Source organism: Pseudomonas frederiksbergensis (assembly GCF_003732665.1).
GTDB lineage: Bacteria > Pseudomonadota > Gammaproteobacteria > Pseudomonadales > Pseudomonadaceae > Aquipseudomonas > Aquipseudomonas frederiksbergensis_G.
Genome location: NZ_MOBP01000001.1, coordinates 127,466 through 146,673, shown reverse-complemented (window position 1 = coordinate 146,673; position 19,208 = coordinate 127,466). Strand labels below are relative to the sequence as shown.

Genomic DNA, 19,208 nt, shown 5'->3' with positions numbered 1-19,208 from the left:
GGAGCCCTGTGCAATGACGCGCACTTCAAAAATAATCAGCTGGACCCTCGCCACCCTTGTTGTCCTGCTGGCGATACTGGTTCTGGTCATCGTGTTCTTCGATTGGAACCGGATCAAACCGCCCCTCAACGCCAAAGTCTCCGAAGAGTTGCATCGCCCGTTCGCCATTAATGGCAACCTCGCGGTGGTGTGGCGGCGCGAACTCGATGAAGGTGGCTGGCGCGCCTGGGTGCCGTGGCCGCACGTGGTGGCCGAGGACTTGAGCCTGGGCAACCCGGACTGGTCGAAGCAGCCGCAGATGGTCACCCTCAAACGCGTCGAGTTGCGCATCTCGCCGCTGGCGTTGCTGGCCCAGCGCGTGGTCATTCCGCGCATCGACCTGACCGAGCCCAACGCCGACCTCCAACGCCTGGCCGACGGTCGCGCCAACTGGACCTTCAAGTTCGACCCCAAGGACCCCAACGCCGAACCCTCGAACTGGGTGGTGGACATCGGCGCCATCGGTTTCGACAAGGGCCACGTCACCCTCGACGACCAAAGCCTGAAAACCCAACTCGACGTGCTGATCGACCCGCTCGGCAAACCGATCCCATTCAGCGATATCGTCGGCGACAAAGCGGCGAAAACCGCGCTGGAAAAGGGCGGCGCACCCCAGGACTATGCCTTCGCCTTCAAAGTGAAAGGCCAATACCACCAACAGAAACTGACCGGGGAAGGCAAGATCGGTGGCCTGCTGGCCTTGCAGGACGCGGCCAAGCCGTTTCCGCTGCAAGCCCAGGCCAAGATCGCCGACACCAGCGTCGAGCTGGCAGGCACGCTCACCGATCCGCTGAACCTCGGCGCGCTGGACCTGCGCCTGAAACTCGCCGGCAGCAGCCTGGCCAATCTTTACCCATTGACCGGCGTCACCCTGCCGGACTCGCCGCCCTACGCCACCGACGGCCACTTGACCGCCAAACTGCATGACCCCGCCGGCGCGCAGTTTCGCTACGAGGGCTTCAACGGCAAGATCGGTGACAGCGACATTCATGGCGACCTGGCCTACGTCGCCAGCCAGCCACGGCCAAAACTCAGCGGCGCGCTGGTCTCCAATCAATTGCTGTTTGCCGACCTTGCGCCGCTGATCGGCGCCGATTCCAACGCCAAGCAAAAGGCCCGTGGCGGTGAAAGCAAGCAACCGACGGACAAGGTGTTGCCGGTCGAGGAGTTCAAGACCGAGCGCTGGCGGGATATGGACGCCGATGTCGAATTCACCGGCAAACGCATCGTCCACAGCGAGAAACTGCCGTTCACTGACCTTTATACGCATCTGGTGCTGACCGATGGCTTGCTCAGCCTGGAGCCCCTGCGTTTCGGCGTGGCCGGCGGCAAGCTCGACGCGCAGATTCGCCTCAATGGCCGCACCGAACCGTTGGAAGGCCAGGCCAAGCTCACCGCTCGCGGTTTCAAGCTCAAGCAGTTGTTCCCGACTTTCGAACCGATGAAAACCAGTTTCGGCGAATTGAACGGCGATGCTGATATCGCCGGTCGCGGCAACTCGGTGGCCAAGTTGTTGGGCAGTTCCAACGGCAAGCTGAAAATGCTGATCAACGATGGCGCCATCAGCCGCGAGTTGATGGAACTGGCGGGGCTCAACGTCGGCAACTACGTGGTGGGCAAGATCTTTGGCGACAAGGAAGTGAAGATCAATTGTGCGGCGGCGGACTTCGACATCAAGACCGGCCTGGCGACCACCCATTTGTTTGTGTTCGATACCGAGAACGCGATCATCTACATCGATGGCACCGCGAACATGGCCACGGAACAACTGGACTTGACCGTCACCCCGGAATCCAAGGGCTGGCGTCTGATTTCTCTGCGTTCGCCGCTGTATGTGCGGGGCAAGTTCATCAAACCGGATGCCGGCGTGAAAGCCGTGCCGCTGATGCTGCGCGGGGCGGGGATGGTGGCGCTGGGCGTGATCGCCGCACCGGCGGCGGGGTTATTGGCGCTGGTGGCGCCCAGTGGTGGCGAGCCGAACCAGTGTGCGCCGTTGTTGGAGCAGATGAAGGCGGGCAAGGCGCCTGTGACCGTTAAGTCAACCAAGTGATTTTCGGCTTCTATTAAGACGCCTTCGCGAGCAAGCCCGCTCCCACAATGGATCGGTGTTCACAGATCTAATGTGGGAGCGGGCTTGCTCGCGAAGGCTGCCCGACAGGCGCTACAAATCTTTCAGAATGTCGGCCATATCATCGGCATGCTCTTCTTCCTGGGCCAGGATGTCTTCGAAGATGCGCCGGGTGGTCGGGTCTTTTTCGCCGATGTACTGGATGATCTCGCGGTAGCTGTCGATGGCGATCCGCTCGGCGACCAGGTCTTCGTAGACCATTTCCTTGAGGTTATTCCCGGCCACGTACTGGGCGTGGGAGTTTTTCGACAGCAGGTCGGGGTTGAATTCCGGCTCGCCGCCCAGTTGCACGATACGCTCGGCCAAGCGGTCGGCGTGTTCGGCTTCCTGGGTCGCGTGTTCGAGGAATTCGTCGGCGGCCACGTGGGCCTTGAGGCCGTTGGCCATGAAGTAGTGACGCTTGTAGCGCAACACGCAGACCAATTCCGTGGCCAGCGATTCGTTGAGCAGGCGCAGCACTTCTTCGCGGTCGGCGCTGTAACCTTCGGTCACGGCACCGTTTTCGACGTTCTTGCGGGCCCGCTCGCGCAGGGTGGTTTTATCAGACAAATGCATGTCGCTCATCTCGATCTCCTGGAGGCTAATCCGGTTTGCGTCACGCCTCTGAGGACGTGATCGCTACTTAAGGTGTGAGTGATGAGCGTTGCAGAAAGTTTTATGTAATTGAGCCAGCGGTCAGCCTCTGTTGATCTGGATCACGCAAGGTGTGCCCCGACAGCCGCGCCTCTTCACGCAGCCATTCAAAAAACGCCCGCACCGGCGGGTGCCGTTCGCGCCCGGGCACACATAGCGCGCTGTAACCGGCGCCATCGACCTGAACCTCGCCCTTGTAAGCCACCAGCAACCCGCTGGCCACGCTTTCGGACACCAGGATATTGCTCGCCAGCACCAGCCCTTGCCCGGCAATCGCCGCTTGCAGGGCGTAATGCTCTTCGTCGTATTCGCGCACGGCCGGTTGTCCGCTCAGCCAGCTCTCGCCCGACTGCGCACACCACGCCTCCCAGCCATGGGCGTAAAGCTTGGAGTTGTGCCAACGCACGCTGATCAGCGTGGGCACTCGACTGGAAGCCAATGCGACCTGTTCGGGAGAGCCATATACACCGAAGGATTCGTCGAACAGGCACTGCCCATACAGGTTCGGGTAGTCGCCGAGGCTGTAGCGCAGCACCAGATCGACGCTGGCGTCTTGGTGCAGATCGATGACTTCGCAATGGGTGTCGAGCCGCAGGCTGATGTTCGGGTGCCGGGCATAAAAACGTCCGAGTCGTGGCACCAGCCACAGCGCGGCGAACGCGGCGGTGGTGGAGATCGTCAGGCTCGCGCCGCTGCGTTGCGGGCGCAGGGTGTCGACGCTTTGCGCCACTTCCAGCAAGGCGCCGTGCAGGCTCTGGAACAGACGCTCGCCGCCATCGGTGAGGCGTACTTGCCGGGGCAGGCGTTCGAACAGGGCAATGCCGAGCCAGCTCTCCAATGAGCGGATCTGATGGGAAATCGCCGTGGGCGTCACCGAAAGTTCTTCGGCGGCAGCCTTGAAACTCAGCAGGCGCGAAGCGGATTCGAAGGCGCGCAGGGCGGTCAGCGGTAGCGAGGCGAACATTCAATACTCCACGGATGAAATGGATTCATCCTGACTGATTTTTGCTCATTTGAGCGAAGCAGGAATAAGCCGCACGCTGCAAGCCACAAGCGGTTTGAGTGTAGTCCTTCAGGAGAATCAGATGAGCACAGTTCTTGCGATTCATGCCAGCCCCCGTGGTGAGCGTTCCCACTCCCGGCGCCTGGCCGAGGTGTTTTTGGCGGCGTGGCAGGCCCGTCATCCACAGTCGCGGTTGACCCGGCGTGAGGTCGGGCGGGCGTCGATTCCTCCGGTCAACGAGGCGTTCATCGCCGCTGCGTTTTATCCCGAGCCCGAAGCCCGGCCGTTGTCGATGCAGGCTGACCTGGCCTTGAGTGATCAACTGGTGGGGGAATTGCTCGGCCACGATCTGCTGGTGATTTCCACGCCGATGCACAACTTCAGCGTGCCCAGTGGCCTCAAGGCCTGGATCGATCAAATCGTGCGCCTCGGCCTGACCTTCAATCACACCCTGGACAATGGCGTGGCGCAGTACGCGCCGTTGGTGCAGGGCAAAAAAGTGCTGATTGTCACCAGTCGCGGTGGCTTCGGTTTCGGGCCGGGCGGAGAGTTGGAGGCGATGAACCACGCCGACACGCTGCTGCGCACGGCGTTGGGTTTTATTGGCATCACCGACATCACAGTGGTCGCCACCGAGGGTGAAGAGTCGGCCGAGCGGACGTTCCAGGTTTCCGTTGCCGAGGCCGAACAGCGTCTGTTGGCGCTGGCCAGGGAGTTCTAAATGGCCTGGCTGTTCTTGCTGATCGCTGCCGGGTTCGAAGTCACCTTCGCCATGGGCATGAAGTACGCCGAAGGCTTCACCCGGCTCTGGCCGTCGGTGATCACAGTCGTGGCAGCGGTGGGCGGGATTTATTTCCTGACCCTGGCCATGCGCGAGTTGCCGGTGAGCATCGCCTATCCGATCTGGACTGCCATCGGTTCCCTGGGCACGGTGTTTCTCGGGTTTGCGTTGTTGGGCGAAAGCCTGACGGCGCTGAAACTGGTCTCGGTGGGGCTGATCGTGGCAGGGGTGGTTGGGCTGAAGTAACGCGGTTGTCATAGACTGGTCATCTTCGCTGGCGATGCTTGGCGGATGTCTTGCATCCCGCCTTGCGTCACCTCACCGATTACAAGGATGTCCGCCCATGTCGCAAGGTTCCGCCACGCGTTACCCGTTGGTGCTGGTCCCGGGAATGCTCGGGTTTATCCGTTTGCTGCTCTACCCGTACTGGTACGGAATCATCTCGGCGTTGCGCCGCGGTGGTGCGGTGGTGTTCGCGGTGCAGGTATCGCCGCTCAATTCCACCGAAGTGCGCGGCGAGCAGTTGCTGGCGCGGATCGACGAGATCCTGCGGGAAACCGGTGCCGAGAAGGTCAACCTGATCGGCCACAGCCAGGGCTCGTTGACTGCCCGTTATGCCGCCGCAAAGCGCCCGGACCGGGTCGCTTCGGTGACCTCGGTGGCCGGACCCAATCATGGTTCGGAACTGGCGGATTACCTGCACAAGCACTATCCGGCTGACAGTGCCAAGGGGCGTTTGCTCGCGTTTTTACTGCGAATCATTGGCGCGTTGATGAGCCTGATGGAAACCGGCTATCGCGGGCCGAAACTGCCGGTGGACATTCATGCGTCCCACGAATCCTTGACCACGGCAGGCGTGGCGCTGTTCAACCAGCAATACCCACAGGGTTTGCCTGAAACCTGGGGCGGGCACGGGCCGGAAGAGGTCAACGGCGTGCGTTATTACTCCTGGTCCGGGACCTTGCAACCGGGCAAGACCGATCGTGGCGGCAATCTGTTCGACGGGACCAATCGGTTTTGCCGGTTATTCGCCACGACCTTTGTGCGGGAAAAGGGGCATTGCGACGGGATGGTCGGGCGTTACAGCTCGCACCTGGGGACGGTGATTGGTGATGAATACCCGATGGATCACTTCGACATCGTCAATCAGTCGCTGGGGTTGGTGGGGAAGGGCGCGGAGCCGGTGCGGTTGTTTATCGAGCATGCGGCGCGATTAAAAGCGGCGGGGGTTTAGCCGGTAGACCGCGTCATCGTTCTTCGCGAGCAAGCCCGCTCCCACAAGGGAATGCATTCCAAAGGTGGGAGCGGGCTTGCTCGCGAAAGCGTCGGTTCAGGCAACGCCAATCCTGCGGCCCAAAACGGTGGTCCACCGCTCCGAAAGAATCACCCCACCCAACGTCAACACCCCACCCACCAGGTGATACAGCGCCAACTGTTCATGCAGCACCACCGCCGCAATCAACGCGGTCATCACCGGCAGCAGATTGAAAAACAGCGTGGTGCGGCTCGGGCCCAGGCGCACCACGGCTTGCATCCACGCCAGCGGCGCAATCATCGAGGCCAGCAGGCAGGCGTAGAGCACCAGCGGAATGTTCTGCTGCGTCAGGCCGGTTTTCGAGGAGACCGCGAACAGCGGAAACAGCACCACCACCGCCACCAATACCTGCAAATACAGCAACACCAGCGGCGGCAGGCGCAACTGCCATTTCTTCAGCAGCGTGCTGTAGATCGCGTAGGCCAGGGTCGCGATCAGCATCATCGCATCGCCCAGGTTCACCCCGTGTTCCAGCAATGAACTGAGACTGCCGGATGACACCACCACCAGCACGCCGGCGAACGACAGCACCGCGCCGGCCAGGGCGCCGGCGGTCAGGCGCTGGCCGAGGCTGATAATCGCCATGGCCAGGGACATCAATGGCATCAGCGACAGGATGATGCCCATGTTGGTGGCGGTGGTCAGGCTCGCCGCGAAGTACGCCAGGCTCTGATAGACCGCCATGCCGAGCACGCCGAGGATGAAAATCTTGCCCAGGTTCGGGCGGATCAGTGGCCAGTGGGCGATCACCGGTTTGAGCATGAACGGCGTGAACAGAATCCCGGCCAGCAGCCAGCGATAGAAGCCGATCTCGGCGGGGAAAATCGCGCCAGCCGACATTTTGGTGATCACGGTATTGCCGGCCCAGATCAGAATGGCCAGCAGGGGATAAGCGTATTGCATAAGCGGAAAACCAGAGCGTTGATGAGGGGCAATTATCCGCTTGTCTGGATGCAAGCCTATACTCCAATCCAGACAACCTGCCCCTGATGACGGACAGCATGACCCGCAAACACATCGATCTGCTGGATTTCAGCGAACTGCCGGCCCCGGTGTACTTCCGTTACGCCGACTTCGACACCCACGAATACGCCTCGGCCCACCGCCATCCGTGGGGCACGCTGGAGTATTCGTCCAGCGGCGTGTTGCACATGGAAATCGGCAACAGCCGCTTTATGTCGCCGCCGCAGTATGCGGTCTGGGTGCCGCCGCACACCGAGCACAGTTTCTACAGCAACCAGCCGATCAACTACCGTGCGGTGTGCCTGGCGCCATTGCTGTGCCGGGACTTGCCGCAACAGGCCTGCACCCTGGCCATCAGCGACATTCTCAAAGCGATCCTCAAGGACTTCGCTGCCCGGGACGTGAAGATTCCCGAGCGCGAAACCGATGTGCGTTTGGCGCAAGTGTTGGTGGATCAACTGCAACAAGCGCCCGAGCACGCCTGTTATCTGCCTTACGCCAGCAGTCCGGGGCTGCTCGGGATACTCGAAGCGTTGCAGGCCGAGCCGGGGGATAACCGGCCATTGGCAGATTGGGCGGCGCAGATTCATGTCAGCGAACGCACCCTGGCCCGCCAGTTCGTGCGGGAATTGGGCATGAGTTTCGGCGAATGGCGGTTGCGCCTGCGCTTTCTCGCCGCCATCGAAGCGCTGGACAGCCCACGCAGCATCCAGGAAATCGCCTTCGACATGGGCTACAGCACCGGATCGGCGTTTATTGCGATGTTCGCGCGCCAGGCCGGGTGCACGCCGGAGCAGTATCGACGCAGTCATCTCGACGGCAGGAAGGTGTAACAGCCTTTGTCTACACTTCAGGGCGAGGCCGCATCCATCGGTGCGGCAACAAGGAGAAAACTCCATGAAGATGTTGCGTGTCCCTTTGTTGATGATCGGTTTGCTGCTCTGCTCCCAGGGCTTCGCCGCCACGGCCCAACAGAACAAAATGACCACCTGCAATGCCGACGCTACCGCGAAAAGCCTCAAGGGCGATGAGCGCAAGACATTCATGAGCACCTGCCTCAAAGCCGCCCCGGCGGCCAATGACGCGAAAGTCCTGACCCCGCAGCAAGAGAAAATGAAGACCTGCAACGCCGACGCCAAAACCAAAGCCCTCACGGGCGATGCGCGCAAAACCTTCATGAGTGATTGCCTGAAGAAAAAATAAGCCGTCGGGATAAACACGATCATTGTGTGGGAGCGGGCTTGCTCGCGAATGCGGTGTAACAGTTAAGTTGATGGCGACTGACACACCGCTTTCGCGAGCAAGCCCGCTCCCACATTGGATCTATGTTTGCCGGACTCATGTGGGAGCGAGCCTGCTCGCGAAGAGGCCAGTCAGGGCACTGCAAAAAGCCGTCAGTCCCCCGACCAAGGTCGACCTACACAATCCCTAGTGCTGGCCCCGGATCGCTGGCAGACTGCCCATCCTTTTACGCCGTTCGTTTTGAGGCTGTATGCCAACGTTTTCTCAACGTCACGTCTTGCTGTTAATCAGTTGGGTCATCATCTTCGGTGGATTGCTGCTGGTCATCCCGCTGCGCCTGTTACCCAGCCTGCTGGCCGGGCTGTTGGTGTTCGAACTGGTCAACATGCTCACGCCGCAATTGCAGCGGCTGATCGAAGGCCGCCGCGCCCGTTGGTTGGCGGTGGCGTTGCTGGGCACTTTGGTGGTCAGCGTGCTGGCGCTGATCTTTGCCGGCGCTATCAGCTTCCTGTTGCACGAAGCGGAAAACCCCGGCGCTTCCCTCGACAAATTCATGCACGTGGTTGACCGCGCCCGCGGGCAACTGCCGCCGTTCATCGATGTTTACCTGCCGGCCAGCGCTGCCGAATTCCGTGTGGCCATCGGCGAATGGATGAGCAAACACCTCAGCGACTTGCAACTGGTGGGCAAGGATGCGGCGCACATGTTCGTGACGTTGCTGATCGGCATGGTGCTGGGCGCGATCATCGCCCTGCAGCGCGTGCCCGACGTGACCAAGCGCAAGCCGCTGGCCGCCGCGTTGTTCGACCGCTTGCACCTGCTGGTCCAGGCGTTTCGCAACATCGTGTTCGCGCAGATCAAGATTTCCCTGCTCAACACCTTCTTCACCGGGATTTTCCTGGCGGTGATCCTGCCGATGTTCGGCATCAAGCTGCCGCTGACCAAAACCCTGATCGTCCTGACCTTCCTGCTCGGCCTGCTGCCGGTAATCGGCAACCTGATGTCGAACACCCTGATCACCATCGTCGGTCTGTCGCTGTCGATCTGGGTCGCGGTGGCGGCGTTGGGTTATCTGATTTTTATCCACAAGCTCGAATACTTCCTCAACGCCCGCATCGTCGGCGGGCAGATCAGTGCCAAGTCGTGGGAGTTGCTGTTGGCAATGCTGGTGTTCGAGGCCGCGTTCGGCCTGCCGGGGGTGGTGGCGGGGCCGATTTATTACGCGTATCTGAAGAGTGAGTTGAAGTTGGTGGGGATGGTTTGATTGGGTAGATGATCGTTCCCACGCTCCGCGTGGGAATGCCTCAAGGGACGCTCCGCGTTCCAGCTCTCGAATGGGACGCGGAGCGTCCCGGGCTGCATTCCCACGCAGAGCGTGGGAACGATCATGCGGTCGAATGTGGGAGCGGGCTTGCCCGCGAAGGGCGCGACCCGGTTTCAGATCAATCCATCGACCCGTAACGCTTCATCGCCTCAATCGCCAAACCACTGCCGATGCTGCCAAAGATATTCCCTTCCACATGCCGCGCATTCGGCAGCATCGCCGAGACGCTGTTGCGCAGTGCCGGGATGCCGCTGGAACCGCCGGTGAAGAACACCGTATCGACCTGATCAACCCGCACGTTGGCATCGTTGAGCAGTTGCGTGACGCTGTTGCGCACGCGCTCCAGCAGGTTGTCGATGGCGGATTCGAACAGGGCGCGGGTCAGTTCCACGCTCAGGCCTGGCTCGATGCGGTCCAGCGGCACATGGCGGCTGTCGGCGTGGGTCAGCTGGATCTTGGTTTCTTCCACTTCCATGGCCAGCCAGTGGCCGGCACGCTGGTCGATCAGCTTGAACAGGCGATCAATGCCGCCGGTGTCTTCGATGTCGTAGCGCATGCTGCCCAGGGCCAGGGTCGACTTTTGCGAGTACACCGAGTTGATGGTGTGCCAGGTCGCCAGGTTCATGTGGTGGCTGGTGGGCATGTAGGCGCCGCTCTTCATGCGGCTGCCGTAGCCGAACAGCGGCATCAGGCCTTGGAGGCTCAGTTGCTTGTCGAAATCGGTCCCGCCGATGTGCACGCCGCCGGTGGCGAGGATGTCGTCGTGACGGTTGTCGTGCATGCGCCGCTCAGGGGACAGGCGCACCAGGGAGAAGTCGGACGTACCACCGCCGATGTCCACAATCAGGACAAGCTCTTCTTTTTCGATGGTCGACTCGTAGTCGAACGCGGCGGCAATCGGTTCGTACTGGAATGACACATCCTTGAAGCCAATGGCGCGGGCCACGTCCACCAGGGTGTTTTCCGCTTCCTGGTCGGCCATTTCATCGTCATCGACGAAAAACACCGGGCGACCCAGCACCACTTCTTCGAACTCGCGACCGGCGGCGGCTTCGGCGCGTTTCTTCAACTGGCCGATAAACAGGCCGAGCAGGTCCTTGAACGGCATCGCCGTGCCGAGGACGCTGGTGTCGTGCTTGATCAGCTTGGAGCCCAGCAGGCTCTTGAGCGAGCGCATCAGCCGGCCTTCATAGCCTTCCAGGTACTCGTGCAGCGCCAGCCGGCCGTACACCGGGCGGCGTTCTTCGATGTTGAAGAAGACCACCGAGGGCAGGGTGATCTTGTCGTCCTCCAGCGCGATCAGCGTTTCCATGCCGGGGCGCAGCCAGCCGACGGTGGAGTTGGACGTGCCGAAGTCGATACCACAGGCACGGGCTGGGGATGCGTTTTTCATGTCTTTCGAGTTCCGGTTAAAAAACGGCCGCGCAGTGTATGCCAGTGCGGCGAAGATTCGAAGGCCGACTATCCGCTAAATCACCACGAATAGCGCCTTGATAAGCTGGCCCGATGCCCCAAACTTGTCTGCATCGACCCTGGCAGCCATTTGGCGGTCGCAAGAACCGCCCGCCGCTGCCGATAAACTTCTGATGCGCTGCCCGGTCACAACCTTGAGATCGGTCAACCTGGTGGCTGCCAATGAGCGCATGCTGCTGGGGTAGCGGCGCGATTTTGATAACGGATGGTGATCCTTAGATGGACTTCAAAGACTATTACAAGATTCTCGGTGTGGAACCGACCGCTGACGATAAGACGATTAAAGCCGCCTATCGCAAGCTGGCCCGCAAATACCACCCCGACGTCAGCAAGGAAAAGGACGCCGAGGCCAAGTTCAAGGACGCCTCGGAAGCTTATGAAGCGCTGAAAAGTGCGGACAAGCGTGCCGAGTACGACGACTTGCGCAAATACGGCCAGCACGGCCAACCGTTCCAAGGCCCGCCAGGCTGGCAGGGGCGTGGTGGCGGCGGTGGTTTCGGTGGCGGTCAGGACACGGGCGATTTTTCGGACTTCTTCAGTTCGATCTTCGGCAACCGTGGGCCTGGTTTTGGGGGTGGAGAGTCGCGTCGCAGTGCCGGACGTCGAGGGCAAGACGTGGAAATGGAACTTGGAATTTTTCTGGAAGAAACCCTCTCGAACGAATCGAAGAAGGTCACCTTCCAGGTGCCGCAATACAACGCGGCCGGCCAGCATGTGAGCAACACGCCGAAAAGCCTGAACGTGAAGATCCCGGCCGGTGTGACCGACGGCGAGCGAATTCGCCTCAAGGGCCAGGGCGCTCCGGGCACCGGTGGCGGCGCCAATGGCGACCTGTTCCTGATCATCCGCTTCGCGCCGCACCCGAAATTCGATGTGGAAGGCGAGAACCTGATCATCACCTTGCCGCTGGCCCCATGGGAATTGGCGTTGGGTGCCGAAGTGGCGGTGCCGACCCTGACCGGCAAGATCAACCTCAAGGTCCCGGCCGGCAGCCAGAACGGCCAGCGCATGCGTGCCAAGGGCCACGGTTTGCTGAACAAGAAGGGCGAGCGTGGCTTCCTGTTCGTGCAGCTCAAGGCCGTGATGCCGAAAGCCTCGGACGATGAGGTCAAGGCCTTGTGGCAAGAGCTGGCGAAGAAAGCTGCGTTCGACCCAAGGGAAAACTTTTGATCCGCTAGAACCCTGGAGCTACTGACAATGAGCAGTCCCCTGATCGTTCATCTGGACATGGCAGAATTCTGTGAGGCGACCGACCTGTCGGACGTCTACGTGATCGAAATCGTCGAACACGGCATCCTCGAACCTCAGGGCTCCGCGCCCAAGGACTGGCGTTTCAACGATTACGAACTGATCCTGGCCAAACGCGCCGCCAAGCTGCGGCGCGATCTGGAGCTGGAATGGGAAGGCGTCGCGCTGGCGCTGGACTTGCTGGAAGAAGTGCAGCAACTGCGGGCTGAAAACCGGATGCTCAAGCAGCGGTTAGGGCGGTTGGTGGTTGAGTAGCTGTTTTGAAGTTTTTGTGGTGATTGTTCTGACGCCTTCGCGAGCAAGCCCGCTTCCACCGGGGATTTATGCACACCGCAAACCCTGTGGGAGCGGGCTTGCTCGCGAAAAACGATAACGCGGTCTGCCTGATTCAAACCTTCCTGGGCAACACCACCGTAAACAACGTCCCATCCACTTCATTGGACGTGACCTCGATCGTGCCCTGATGGGCATTCACCACTTCCTTGACGATAAACAGCCCCAGGCCAAGGCTGGTCGACGGCTGCCCGAGTTCTTCATCGGCGCTGCGCACCAGAGGATCGAAGATCGTGGTGATCGCGTCTTCCGGGATCGGCACGCCATAGTTATGCACCGTCAGGCGCACGGTTTCGACCTCGCCGCTGAGCACCACCGTGACATCGTGCTTGTTCGAGCCATGCTGCAACGCATTGCCGATCAGATTTTGTAGCAATTGACTGATTCGCCCGGCATCCCAAGTGCCGCGCGTATCGCCTTGCACGGTGATGGTCGGATCGCATTCGGGATTGCCGGCGCAGGCCTGGGCAATCGCTTCGTGTGCGGCATCGGCCAGGTCCATCGGTTTCGGTTCGATGGGCAGGCTCTTGCCCAGGCGACTGCGCACCAGCTCCAGCAAATCGCTGACCATCGCCGCCATGTGTCGGGTGCCGCGCTTGATGTGGTGTGCACAGGCCAGGGCATCGCCTTCAAGCTTCGTTTTGCGCATCAGCATCTCGGTGGACATGCTCACCGCTTGCAACGGTGCGCGCAGGTCGTGGCCGAGGATCGCCAGGAAAATATCCCGGGAATGATTGACCTGATCGGCATAGGCCGCCGTCGATTCGGCCAGGGCTTCGTCGATGGCTTCGTTGAAACGGATCATGTCCTGAAAATAAGCCAGGTCCGGGGATTGCAGGCTGTTGACCCACAACCGGATCACGCACGCGCGCAAGTGACGGAATTCGGAGGTCATCTGTACCAGGTCAAACCCGACGTTGTGCCGCAACTCGCCATGGCTGGCGGCGGCCTTATCCAGGCTGGGGGTTTTCTCCGGGCCGTCGCCCTTGGCCTTGGCGGCCTGCTCCTGGGCGGTTTGCGCAGTATTCATGTCCCGTGCGGCGGCCAGCAGGATGGCGCGGGCGTGATCGCGCAGGGTGACGCGATCCAGGTTGTCGTCAGGCGTGATCGCGCGAGCGAACTGCTCCCATTCATCGACGACACGATCGACCTCTACCACGATGAATTCGCTTAAGCGCATGGAGCGGAATCCTGAGCAGTGACGGCGGAAAGTGACACGCATCTTAGCGCCTTCCCGGTCAGGGAAACACCGCACAAATGGAGAGGCGCCCGGTGGTATTTATATATAGCCGGGTTTTGGGATTGTGGGGTGCCCGGGCATGTACACCCACTCCCTGTGGGAGCGGGCTTGCTCGCGAAAGCGGTGTGTCGGGCACAGTGATGTTGACTGTGCTGCCGCCTTCGCGAGCAAGCCCGCTCCCACAATGGTTTTTTGTGGGGTGTCAGAACAGGAAGTAACGCTGGGCCATGGGCAGGGTTTCTGCGGGTTCGCACCACAGCAACACCCCATCGGCCTTGACCTGATAGGTCTGCGGGTCGACGTCGATGTTCGGCAGGTAGTCGTTGTGGATCAGGTCGGTTTTCTGCACTTCGCGACAACCTTTGACCACGGCGATTTTCTTCTTCAGGCCCAAGGCTTCGGGCAATCCGGCGTCCTGCGCAGCCTGGCTGATAAACGTCAGGCTCGTGGCATGCAGCGAGCCACCGTAGCTGGCGAACATCGGGCGGTAATGCACCGGTTGCGGCGTCGGAATCGAGGCGTTGGCGTCGCCCATCAGGCTTGCCGCAATGGCGCCGCCCTTGAGGATCAATGTCGGTTTCACGCCGAAGAATGCCGGGCGCCACAGCACCAGGTCAGCCCATTTACCCACTTCAATCGAGCCCACTTCATGGCTGATGCCGTGGGTGATCGCCGGGTTGATGGTGTATTTGGCGATGTAGCGCTTGGCGCGGAAGTTGTCGTTGCCTTCGCCGTCCTGGGGCAGCGGGCCGCGTTGCTTTTTCATTTTGTCGGCGGTCTGCCAGGTGCGGGTGATGACTTCGCCGACCCGGCCCATGGCCTGGCTGTCGGAACTGATCATCGAGAACGCGCCGAGGTCGTGGAGGATGTCTTCGGCGGCAATCGTTTCGCGGCGGATGCGGCTTTCAGCGAAGGCCACGTCTTCGGCAATGCTCGGGTCCAGGTGATGGCAGACCATCAGCATGTCGAGGTGTTCGTCGATGGTGTTGCGGGTGAACGGCCGGGTCGGGTTGGTCGAACTCGGCAGCACATTCGGGAAGCCGCAGGCCTTGATGATGTCCGGCGCATGCCCGCCGCCCGCGCCTTCGGTGTGGTAGGTGTGGATGGTGCGGCCCTTGAACGCGGCGAGGGTGGTTTCGACGAAGCCGGATTCGTTGAGGGTGTCAGTGTGGATCGCCACCTGCACGTCGTACTGATCGGCGACGGTCAGGCAGTTGTCGATACTCGCCGGGGTGGTGCCCCAGTCTTCGTGCAACTTGAGGCCGATGGCGCCGGCCTTGACCTGTTCGATCAACGGCTCCGGCAGGCTGGCGTTGCCCTTGCCGGTGAGGCCGATGTTCATCGGGAACGCATCCGCTGCCTGGAGCATGCGCGCCAGATGCCACGGCCCGGAGGTGCAAGTCGTGGCATTGGTGCCGGTGGCCGGTCCGGTGCCGCCGCCGATCATGGTGGTCACGCCGCTCATCAGCGCTTCTTCGATCTGCTGCGGGCAGATGAAGTGGATGTGGGTGTCGATGCCGCCGGCGGTGAGGATCATGCCTTCCCCGGCGATGACTTCGGTGCTGGCGCCGATGGCGATTGTCACGTCGGGCTGCACGTCCGGGTTGCCGGCCTTGCCGATGCCAGCGATGCGCCCGTCCTTGAGGCCGACGTCAGCCTTGACGATGCCCCAGTGATCGATGATCAGGGCGTTGGTGATCACCGTGTCGACCACTTCGGCCGCGAGCAACTGGCTCTGGCCCTGGCCGTCGCGGATGACTTTGCCGCCGCCGAATTTCACTTCTTCGCCGTAGGTGGTGAAATCTTTTTCCACCTCGATCCACAACTCGGTGTCGGCCAGGCGCACCTTGTCGCCGACGGTGGGGCCGAACATGTCGGCGTAGGCCTGTTTAGAAATTTTCATGTGCTTGCCTTGGGATTCAATGATCGTTCCCACGCTCTGCGTGGGAATGCCGCCATGGACGCTCTGCGTCCGCCGTTATGTGACGCGGAGCGTCACGGGATGCATTCCCACGCAGAGCGTGGGAACGATCGGTCAGTCGAGGTCACCCATGATCCGCCCGGCAAACCCGAACACCCGCCGATGCCCGGCCAGGTCGACCAACTCAACCTCGCGGCTCTGCCCCGGCTCAAAGCGCACGGCAGTGCCGGCCGGGATGTTCAGGCGCATGCCTCGGCTGGCGGCGCGGTCGAAGGTGAGGGCGTCGTTGGTTTCGAAAAAATGGTAATGGGAGCCGACCTGGATCGGCCGGTCGCCGCTGTTGGCCACCTTCAGGCTAATCGTGCGACGGCCAACGTTGAGTTCGATGTCGCCGGGCTGGATCTGGTATTCACCGGGAATCATCCATTCACTCCTTGCAGAATCTTGTAGTAGAGAGCGGTCGGCCGATAGTTGCCGGCGGGGTCGCAAGCGTAATCGGGGATCTCGCCGGCGCGGGTGTAGCCCAACGCCTTGTAGAAGTCTTCGGCGGGGGAGCCGGCCTCGGTGTCGAGGTAGAGCATGCCGCGCTTGTGCTGGCGGGCAGCGAGTTCCAGGGCGCTCATCAATTGCTGGCCCAGACCACGGCGACGGGCGTGTTCACGCACCAGCAATTTCTGCACTTCAGCGCGGTTCAGGCCGTTGGCTTTCTGGCACAGGGTCAGTTGCACGCTGGCTTGCACCTGCTCGTCCTTGACCACCACCCACAGCAGCACATTGCCCTGGTTCAGGTTGGCCTGGACCTCATCGAAGTAGGCTCGGGCCTGCGTGGCATCGAGGTCGGCCATGAAGCCGACGCTGGCGCCGTAACCCACGGCGTCCAGCAGCAAATCGATCAAACCCTGGCGATAGTGCGCAAAGCTTTCAACATTCACGCGGCGCAGTTGGGCGGCGTTCATCGAGTGTCACTCCTTGTTGGCGATTGGCGGCTCCGCGCCAGGATTGAGGGTCAGTTGCATGAAGGTCAGGTCCAGCCAGCGGCCGAACTTGGTGCCCACCTGGGGCATTTGCCCGGTGATGATAAAACCGGCGCGTTCATGCAAACGGATAGAGGCGGCATTGCCGCTTTCGATGGCGGCGACCATCACGTGCTTGTCGCAGCCTTTGGCGCGTTCGATCAGCTCGGTCATCAATTGCGGGCCGAGGCCGTTGCCGCGCTGGTCGCTGCGCACGTAGACCGAGTGTTCGACGGTGTGGCGAAACCCGTCGAACGGCCGCCAGTCACCGAATGAAGCGTAGCCCAGTACCGCGTTGTCACCGTCGACGATCACCAGGATCGGATAAGCCTGGGCTTGCCGGGCGCTGAACCAGGCCTGGCGGTTGCCCAGGTCCACGGCCTGTTCGTTCCAGATCGCGGTGGTGTTGAGCACCGCATCGTTGTAGATGTCGCGGATCGCCGGCAGGTCGGCGTGCAGCGCATCGCGAATCAGATAAGTCATGGCGCGGCCTCAAGCGATCGGTTGGTGGACGGTGACCAGTTTGGTGCCGTCGGGGAACGTCGCTTCGACCTGGATCTCCGGGATCATTTCCGGGATGCCTTCCATCACTTGTTCGCGGCTCAGCAGGGTAGTGCCGAAGTGCATCAGCTCGGCCACGGTGCGACCGTCACGGGCGCCTTCGAGCAGCGCGGCGGAGATGTAGGCCATGGCCTCCGGGTAATTGAGTTTCACGCCGCGAGCCAAACGCCGCTCGGCGACGAGGCCGGCGGTGAAGATCAACAGCTTGTCTTTTTCGCGTGGGGTCAGGTCCATCGTTGGAATCCATCTGGGCAGATAAAAAAGGTATTCGGATCTGTAAACACACAACCCCTGTGGGAGCGGGCTTGCTCGCGAAAGCGGACTTACATTCAACATTTTTGTTGCCTGACACACCGCTTTCGCGAGCAAGCCCGCTCCCACATTTGGATTGTGTTTCAGGTGCTCCATATTCGTGGTGGGACGGCTTCTCGGCCAAGCAGCGCCGGCCGCAGCAATCGCCACAAATCAATAAGCCAACCCCGTGCCAACAACGCCTCACTGGCCAAACACCGCGCCACCAAAAGCCCCGGCAATTGAGTCAGATCCCCGCGCACGTCATGGGGCAGCGAGCGGCAACGTTCCAGCAAATCGCTATCAATCTCCCCGGTCACCAGCAACGTCGCAAACACCGGTTGCCCATCCAGCCCAATCGGTGAGTCGAGCAAGCCATCGTTCCCGACAATGCGCTGACGTTCGTGCCAGAGCAACTGGCCGTCGCGGCGGATGTCCAGCCTGGCCTGGAAATGCCCGACATCGAAACGCTCGCCGCTGGCCGGTCGACCCAGCGCCACCACGTCCCAATAGAACAACCGGGCATCGCCTTCAAGGTTGATCGAGGTGCTGAGTTCGGCCTGGGCGGCGCTGAAGATAATCGTCTCCTGGGGCAACCATTCCAGTGTCGCACCGGCCGCCACGTTCAAGTCCAGCTGCTGATAAGCGGGACCGGTGGCGCGATACCACTTGGCGGCACCAGGGCTGGTGATTTGTGCCCAGGCATCGGTGCCGACGCTGGCGCGGATGTCCAGCCGATCACCGCCAGCAATCCCGCCCGGCGGATGCACGATGATGTGCTGGCAGACCTCTGGCCCTTCGGCGTACAGGTGCTTTTGCACCCGCAGCGGGCCTTGATGCCGGCGCAAGACCGGGCGTGTGCTGTCGCCGAAACGGGCATAGCCCAGCTCTAGCTCGGCGTGCCAGCTCGGGGTAAACAGGACAGTGGGGACAGGTAAATTCATGATTTCTAATTATCGTTAGGACGCTACAGGTTAGATCGTAACCAGTCCGCGCACACCTTCGGCTTCCATATTTTCACCGCGACCCTGTTGCACAATCTCACCCCGGGACATCACCAGGTATTGATCGGCCAGTTCGGCGGCGAAATCGTAAAACTGTTCCACCAGCAAAATCGCCATGTCGCCCCGGGCCGCGAGCTTCTTGATCACCGCGCCGATTTCCTTGATCACCGACGGCTGGATGCCTTCGGTGGGCTCGTCGAGGATCAGCAGGCGCGGGCGGCTGGCCAGTGCGCGGCCAATCGCCAATTGTTGCTGCTGACCACCGGACAAGTCGCCGCCACGGCGTTGCTTCATTTGCAGCAGCACCGGGAACAGCTCGTAGATGAAGGCCGGGACTTCCTTGGCTTCGCTGCCGGGGAAGCGCGACAGGCCCATCAGCAGGTTTTCCTCAACCGTCAGCCGTCCGAAAATCTCCCGGCCCTGGGGCACGTAGGCGATCCCGGCGTGCACCCGTTGATGCGGCTTGAACGTGGTGATCGGTTTGCCTTCCCAGTTCACCGCGCCTTCCTTGGACGGCAACAGGCCCATCAGGCATTTGAGCAGGGTGGTCTTGCCCACGCCGTTGCGCCCGAGCAGGCACGTGACTTCGCCGACCTTCACCTCAAACGAGAGACCGCGCAGGATGTGGCTACCGCCGTAGTACTGGTGCAGTTTTTCGACTTGCAGCATGTCCAGAATCTCCTCAAATCCCCCTGT

At 61.3% G+C, this 19,208-nt stretch carries 21 protein-coding genes; 9 read left to right on the top strand and 12 right to left on the bottom strand.

Translation table 11 applies throughout. From position 1 onward, the window contains the following. The first annotated feature begins 13 nt into the window (after window positions 1-13). On the top strand, window positions 14-2,089 hold the full coding sequence (locus tag BK665_RS00685) for an AsmA family protein (RefSeq protein WP_123402394.1): 2,076 nt from the start codon (window positions 14-16) through the stop codon (window positions 2,087-2,089). A gap of 111 nt (window positions 2,090-2,200) precedes the next feature. Here BK665_RS00685 and BK665_RS00680 read toward each other — a convergent pair whose 3' ends face one another. Continuing rightward, on the bottom strand, window positions 2,201-2,731 hold the full coding sequence (locus BK665_RS00680) for a ferritin-like domain-containing protein (protein ID WP_123402393.1): 531 nt from the start codon (window positions 2,729-2,731) through the stop codon (window positions 2,201-2,203). A gap of 91 nt (window positions 2,732-2,822) precedes the next feature. After that, the gene (locus tag BK665_RS00675; protein ID WP_123402392.1) at window positions 2,823-3,764 is read right to left on the bottom strand and encodes a LysR substrate-binding domain-containing protein; all 942 of its coding nucleotides are present in this window, start codon (window positions 3,762-3,764) and stop codon (window positions 2,823-2,825) included. 121 nt (window positions 3,765-3,885) lie between these two features. On the opposite strand from BK665_RS00675, the gene BK665_RS00670 reads away from it, so the two are divergent. The 3 genes from BK665_RS00670 (at window position 3,886) to BK665_RS00660 (ending at window position 5,818) form a co-directional block, all read left to right on the top strand. Then, a complete protein-coding gene (locus BK665_RS00670; RefSeq protein ID WP_123402391.1) occupies window positions 3,886-4,524 on the top strand; it encodes an FMN-dependent NADH-azoreductase in 639 nt (212 codons plus the stop codon). Beyond that, on the top strand, window positions 4,525-4,830 hold the full coding sequence (locus BK665_RS00665) for a DMT family transporter (protein ID WP_007903452.1): 306 nt from the start codon (window positions 4,525-4,527) through the stop codon (window positions 4,828-4,830). It begins immediately after the preceding gene. A gap of 97 nt (window positions 4,831-4,927) precedes the next feature. Then, window positions 4,928-5,818, top strand: coding sequence for an esterase/lipase family protein (locus BK665_RS00660; protein WP_123402390.1), 891 nt, complete (start codon window positions 4,928-4,930; stop codon window positions 5,816-5,818). A 96-nt stretch (window positions 5,819-5,914) separates the two neighbouring features. Here the strand turns inward: BK665_RS00660 and BK665_RS00655 are convergent, their stop codons facing one another. Then, complete coding sequence (locus tag BK665_RS00655) at window positions 5,915-6,802, bottom strand: DMT family transporter (protein ID WP_123402389.1); 888 nt, start codon at window positions 6,800-6,802, stop codon at window positions 5,915-5,917. A gap of 98 nt (window positions 6,803-6,900) precedes the next feature. On the opposite strand from BK665_RS00655, the gene BK665_RS00650 reads away from it, so the two are divergent. The 3 genes from BK665_RS00650 to BK665_RS00640 all read left to right on the top strand — a co-directional run bounded on the left by BK665_RS00650 (window position 6,901) and on the right by BK665_RS00640 (window position 9,368). Then, entirely contained in the window at window positions 6,901-7,695 is a 795-nt protein-coding gene (locus tag BK665_RS00650) for an AraC family transcriptional regulator (protein ID WP_185076395.1), read from the top strand. A 64-nt stretch (window positions 7,696-7,759) separates the two neighbouring features. Next, window positions 7,760-8,065: a PsiF family protein gene (locus BK665_RS00645; protein WP_003221193.1), complete on the top strand. Its 306-nt coding sequence runs from the start codon at window positions 7,760-7,762 to the stop codon at window positions 8,063-8,065. Window positions 8,066-8,354: 289 nt separating this feature from the next. Continuing rightward, the gene (locus BK665_RS00640) at window positions 8,355-9,368 is read left to right on the top strand and encodes an AI-2E family transporter (RefSeq protein ID WP_123402387.1); all 1,014 of its coding nucleotides are present in this window, start codon (window positions 8,355-8,357) and stop codon (window positions 9,366-9,368) included. 178 nt (window positions 9,369-9,546) lie between these two features. Here BK665_RS00640 and BK665_RS00635 read toward each other — a convergent pair whose 3' ends face one another. Next, complete coding sequence (locus BK665_RS00635; protein ID WP_123402386.1) at window positions 9,547-10,821, bottom strand: Hsp70 family protein; 1,275 nt, start codon at window positions 10,819-10,821, stop codon at window positions 9,547-9,549. Window positions 10,822-11,120: 299 nt separating this feature from the next. On the opposite strand from BK665_RS00635, the gene BK665_RS00630 reads away from it, so the two are divergent. Further along, window positions 11,121-12,071, top strand: a complete 951-nt coding sequence (locus BK665_RS00630) for a DnaJ C-terminal domain-containing protein (RefSeq protein ID WP_123402385.1) — start codon at window positions 11,121-11,123, stop codon at window positions 12,069-12,071. A gap of 27 nt (window positions 12,072-12,098) precedes the next feature. Continuing rightward, window positions 12,099-12,404 carry a chaperone modulator CbpM gene (locus BK665_RS00625; protein ID WP_123402384.1) on the top strand — a complete coding sequence of 102 codons (306 nt, stop codon included), beginning with the start codon at window positions 12,099-12,101 and terminating at the stop codon, window positions 12,402-12,404. A 133-nt stretch (window positions 12,405-12,537) separates the two neighbouring features. On the opposite strand, the gene BK665_RS00620 is transcribed toward BK665_RS00625, so the two are convergent. The 8 genes from BK665_RS00620 to urtE form a co-directional block, all read right to left on the bottom strand. After that, window positions 12,538-13,662, bottom strand: a complete 1,125-nt coding sequence (locus BK665_RS00620) for a sensor histidine kinase (protein WP_123402383.1) — start codon at window positions 13,660-13,662, stop codon at window positions 12,538-12,540. A 262-nt stretch (window positions 13,663-13,924) separates the two neighbouring features. Beyond that, entirely contained in the window at window positions 13,925-15,625 is a 1,701-nt protein-coding gene (gene ureC, locus BK665_RS00610; RefSeq protein WP_123402381.1) for an urease subunit alpha, read from the bottom strand. 132 nt (window positions 15,626-15,757) lie between these two features. After that, entirely contained in the window at window positions 15,758-16,066 is a 309-nt protein-coding gene (locus BK665_RS00605; RefSeq protein WP_092273970.1) for an urease subunit beta, read from the bottom strand. After that, complete coding sequence (locus BK665_RS00600) at window positions 16,063-16,599, bottom strand: GNAT family N-acetyltransferase (protein WP_123402380.1); 537 nt, start codon at window positions 16,597-16,599, stop codon at window positions 16,063-16,065. The genes BK665_RS00605 and BK665_RS00600 overlap by 4 nt, the downstream gene beginning before the upstream one ends. 6 nt (window positions 16,600-16,605) lie before the next feature. Beyond that, window positions 16,606-17,139, bottom strand: a complete 534-nt coding sequence (locus tag BK665_RS00595; RefSeq protein ID WP_123402379.1) for a GNAT family N-acetyltransferase — start codon at window positions 17,137-17,139, stop codon at window positions 16,606-16,608. Between the two features lie 9 nt (window positions 17,140-17,148). Then, window positions 17,149-17,451, bottom strand: a complete 303-nt coding sequence (ureA, locus tag BK665_RS00590; protein ID WP_033055605.1) for an urease subunit gamma — start codon at window positions 17,449-17,451, stop codon at window positions 17,149-17,151. A 161-nt stretch (window positions 17,452-17,612) separates the two neighbouring features. Further along, a complete protein-coding gene (locus BK665_RS00585; protein WP_123402378.1) occupies window positions 17,613-18,452 on the bottom strand; it encodes an urease accessory protein UreD in 840 nt (279 codons plus the stop codon). A 30-nt stretch (window positions 18,453-18,482) separates the two neighbouring features. Beyond that, window positions 18,483-19,181: an urea ABC transporter ATP-binding subunit UrtE gene (gene urtE, locus BK665_RS00580; protein ID WP_123402377.1), complete on the bottom strand. Its 699-nt coding sequence runs from the start codon at window positions 19,179-19,181 to the stop codon at window positions 18,483-18,485. Window positions 19,182-19,208 lie beyond the last annotated feature (27 nt).